General features: G+C 71.2%; 2 protein-coding genes and 1 pseudogene. All 3 read right to left on the bottom strand.

Annotation, left to right across the window (positions count from 1 at the left end):
- The coding region (locus AC1D1T_RS30500; RefSeq protein ID WP_477993165.1) for an efflux RND transporter permease subunit at positions 1-2,986 on the bottom strand (2,986 nt) is incomplete at its 3' end.
- Entirely contained in the window at positions 2,983-4,074 is a 1,092-nt protein-coding gene (locus tag AC1D1T_RS30495) for an efflux RND transporter periplasmic adaptor subunit (protein WP_477841571.1), read from the bottom strand. The genes AC1D1T_RS30500 and AC1D1T_RS30495, both read right to left, overlap by 4 nt.
- A 25-nt stretch (positions 4,075-4,099) precedes the next feature.
- Positions 4,100-4,306 (bottom strand): annotated as a pseudogene (locus AC1D1T_RS30490) (hypothetical protein); the annotation flags it as partial.

Below are 4,306 nucleotides of genomic sequence, written 5' to 3'. Positions count from 1 at the left end.
ATGCGAGGCCGCCGATGATGGTGACCGCCATGCCCGACCACAGCGGCCCGCCGAACAGCAGCAGCGGCACCAGGCCGGCGACGCAGGTCAGCTTGGTCATCACGATCGGCCGCAGCCGCTGCACCGCCGAGGCCACCACCGCCTCGCGCAGCGGGCGGCCGGCATGCAGCTCGGCCTCGATGCGCTCGAGCAGCAGCACCGCGTTGTTGACGATGATGCCTGCCAGCGACAGCAGGCCGAAGTTGGCCATGAAGCCCAGCGGCTCGCCGGCGAGCTTCAACGCGGGTGCCACGCCGATGAGCGCGAACGGGATGATGGCCAGGATCAGCGCCAGCTTGCGGAACGAGCCGAACTGCCAGACGAAGAGGATCAGCATCGCCACCACGGCGTGCGGCAGGTAGTCGCCGAGCGCGGTGTTGGCCTCGGCCGCGTCCTCGATCTCGGCGCCCAGCTCGATGCGGTAGCCCGGCGGCAGCGCCAGCGCCGCCACCGTCGGCGCGAGGCGGTCCACCACCTGCTGCGCGGTCTGTGTCTCACTGCGGCCCTGCACGGTCAGCGTGCGCGAGAGGTCGCGGCGGCGGATGACCGAAGGCTCGGAGCCGACCGTGAGCGTGGCCACCGCCGACAGCGGCACCGGCGCGCCACCGGAGGCGGGGTAGATCAGGCTGTTCGCCAGGTCCTCGGGCCGCCGGCGCTCGGCCTCGGAGCCGCGCACGACCAGCGGCACCAGCGTGTCGCCGTCGCGCAGCGACGAGACGGCCAGGCCGCTGAAACGCGCGCCCAGCGAGGTGGCCACGTCTTCGCTGGTGATGCCCAGGCGCCGTGCCTTGCGCTGGTCGATCTGCACGTCCAGGCGCGGCACGCGGCCGTCCCAGTCGTCGAGCACGCCGACCACGCCGGGCACGCCGCGCAGCGCGGCCTGCAGCTGCCCGCCCAGGCGGCGCAGCTCGCGCTCGTCCGGGCCGGCGATGCGGTAGGCCACGGTGCCGGAATCGCTGGAGCCGAGCGAGAAGCGCTTCACATCGACCCGCAGCTCCGGATGCGCCTGCGCCAGCCAGGCGCGGGTGCGCTCGATCATCGGGTCGAGCGCGTCCTTGCCGTTCACGCCCACGGTGAAGTAGCCGATGTGCGAGGCCGGCAGCGGCGGGTTCAGGCCGAGGATGATGCGCGGCCCGCCATCGGCCACGTAGCCGATGCTGGTCGTCACCTCCGGATTGATGTTCTTGTCCGCCAGCCAGCGGCTGACCGATTGCACGGTGGAGAGGGTGGCGCGCGAGTCGCTGCCGGGCTGCAATTCGAGGGCGATCTGGTACTGCGGCCGGTCGGAAGGCGGCAGGAAGCCGGCGGGCACGCTCGCCAGCATCAGCATCGCCGCCGTGAACATCACGCCCATCGCGACCAGGAACATCGCCTTGTGGTCGAGCACCTTGCCGATGACATGCCGGTAGCCGCGGTAGAAGCGCGACTCGGGGTTCGATTCGGCCGGCCCCGCGGGGTGGGACGGCTTCAGGAAGTGATAGCACAGCAGCGGCGTCACCGTCAGGCAGAACAGCCACGAGCCCAGCAGCGCCAGCGCGAGCACGATCACCAGCGGGCGCAGGTACTCGTTGATCGAGGTGTGGCCGAAGAAGAACGGCGAGAACGCGAAGATGATCACCAGCGACGAGGTGAGCAGCGGGATGGCCAGCGTTCGGCCCRCATCGATGCAGGCCTGGCGACGGTCCTCGCCGGCCGCCAGGCGCCGTTCGATGTCTTCGGCGATCACGATGCCGTTGTCCACCAGCAGGCCGAGCGCGATGATGATGGYCGCCATCGAGACGTTGTGCAGCTCGATCGACAGCATCTGCATCGCGACCAGCGTGCCCAGGATGGTCAGCGGCACGATGCTGCCGACCACGAGGCCGGCGCGCCAGCCCAGGAACAGCACGACGACCGCCATCACGATGACGATGGTCTCGCCCATCACGCGGTTCATCTTGCCCATCTCGCGCTCGACCACGTCGGCCTGGAAGGTCACGTACTCGAGCGTGAAGCCGGCCGGCAGCAACTGCTGCAGTTCGGCGACGCGCGCCTTCAGCGCCTGGCCGAAGGCCTGCACGTTCCGGCCGGCGCGCATCGAGACCCCCAGCACCACGGCCGGCTCGCCCTGGTAGACCGCGGCCGATTCCGGCGGATCGGCCGGCAGCACGCGGATGCTGGCGATGTCCGACAGGCGCACGCTCGAGTCGTTGCGGCCGCTGCGTTCGGGCACGCTCAGCACGACGTTGCGCAGCGCCTCCAGCGAGGTGATCTCGCCCGAGGCCACCAGTGCGGCGTTCAGGCCGCCCAGCACCGCCTGGCCACCGGAGAGCACGACGTTCTGCTGCTGCAGCTGCTGCAGCACGGCCGGCGCACCCAGGCCCAGGCCCGCGAGGCGCGCGCGGTCGAACTCGATGTAGACGCGCTCGTCCTGCAGGCCGTGGAAGCTGACGCTCTGCACGCCCGGCAGCTCGTACAGCCGGTCGCGCAGTTGCTTGAGCGGCTGGCGCATCTCGCTCATCGAGAAGCCGGGTGCGGTGACGGCGATGGAAGCCACCGCCACGCGGCCGAAGTCGTCGTTGATGTCCGCCGGCAGCGTGCCTTCCGGGAACTGCGGCGACACCTCGGCCACCTTGGCGCGCAGCTTCTGCCAGACCGTGGGCAGGTCGGGCACGCTCTCGTGCACCGTCACCTGCAGGATGACGTTGCCGGTGCGCACCGTGCTGACCACGTGCTTCAGTTCGGGCAGTTGCCTCAGCCGTTCTTCCAGCGGGCGGGCGACGAGCTGCTCCATGCGCTCGACCGGCAGCCCGGGGTTGGCGACGAAGATCATCGCGTCGCGGATGGTGGTGGAGGGCTCCTCCTGCGACGGGAACTTCAGGAAGGCGAACACGCCGGCCACCAGCACCAGCGCGGCCACGAAGAAGGTCAGCCGGCTCGCGCCCAGTGCCGATTCGGTGAGCTTCATCGTTGTGCTCCGTGCAGCAGCGTCTGCGACTCCTGCCGCACCGCGGCCTGGCCCTCGTTCAGGAAGGCGACGCCGGCGACGACGACCTGGTCGCCCGCGACCAGGCCCGCCTTCACCGGCAGGCGGCCGCCGGGCAGCACGCCGTCGCCGAGCTGGATCGGACGACGCACGAGTTGCTGCCTGGTGGCATCGAGCAGGAAAACGCTCGCCGTGCCCGGGTCGCCACCCGCCAGCAGCGCAGGGGCGGGCACCGAGAGCGCGGTGCTCGCCGTGCGCGGCAGTTCCACCGAGACGACGCTGCCGCTGCGCAAGCCCGCGGCGGCGCCCGCGATGCGGAAGACTGCCGGCACCAGCGAGCCGTTCTCGTTGCGCGCCGACAGCCGCTCCAGCGTCAGTGACAGTGGGCCGGCCGTGGCCGCCTGGCCCGGTGCGAGGCGCGAGGCCACCGCCTCGGGCAGCATCGCCACCACTTCCAGCGTCTGCCGCGCTTCGATCTGCAGCACCGGCTGGCCGGCTCCGATGTCGGTGTGCGGCTGAGCTGCGCGAGTGACGATCTCGCCGTCGAACGGTGCCGTGATGCGCACCAGCGCGAGGTCGCGGCGCGCCAGTGCGAGCGCCGCCTCGGCCGCCTGCAGTTGGCCGACCGCCAGCCGGTGCTGCGTCTGCATCGACTCCAGCGTGCTCGCCGAGACGATCTGGTCCTTGGCAAGCGACTCGTGCTGCCGCAGCTGGGTGCTGCGTTCCGCGAGCACGGCCACGGCCGAGGCGCGGTCGGATTCGGCCTTCTCCAGTCGCCAGCGGGCCGGCGATTCGTCCAGGCGTGCCAGCACCTGGCCAGCACGCACGCGGTCGCCGACGTCGACGGCGATGGCGGCGATGCGCCCGGGTGACTCGAAGCCGAGTTCGGCGCGCTGGCGTGCGCGCAGCGTGCCGATGAACGACTCGACGGTTGCCGTGCCGCCGTCGGCAACGACTTCCACCTTGACGGGGCGCGGCACGGCGACGGACGGGGCGGTTTCCTTTGCGCAGCCGGCCAATGCGGCGGCCAGCAGGGCGACGACGGCCGCCTTGCGGTGATGTGGGGGCATGGTGATGAATCCGGGGCGAGGTTGATCAGGTGACGGTCTGGGCGAGCTGCTGCAGCGCCTGGCGCATGGCTTCGCGCTGGCGCTTGCTGAACTGGTGCAGGTTCAGCAGTTCGAGCAGCGAGAGGCCGTCGAGCGCCGCCGCGATGGCGAGCGCCAGGCCGGCCTGCGGGCCGGCGTCGACGAACTCGCCGTACAGGCGGTTGTAGGCCTGCTGCACAGGACCGAGCAGGTG

It is taken from the genome of Rhizobacter sp. P2_H3 (assembly GCF_056403355.1).
This window is presented reverse-complemented; position numbering and strand designations above follow the sequence as displayed.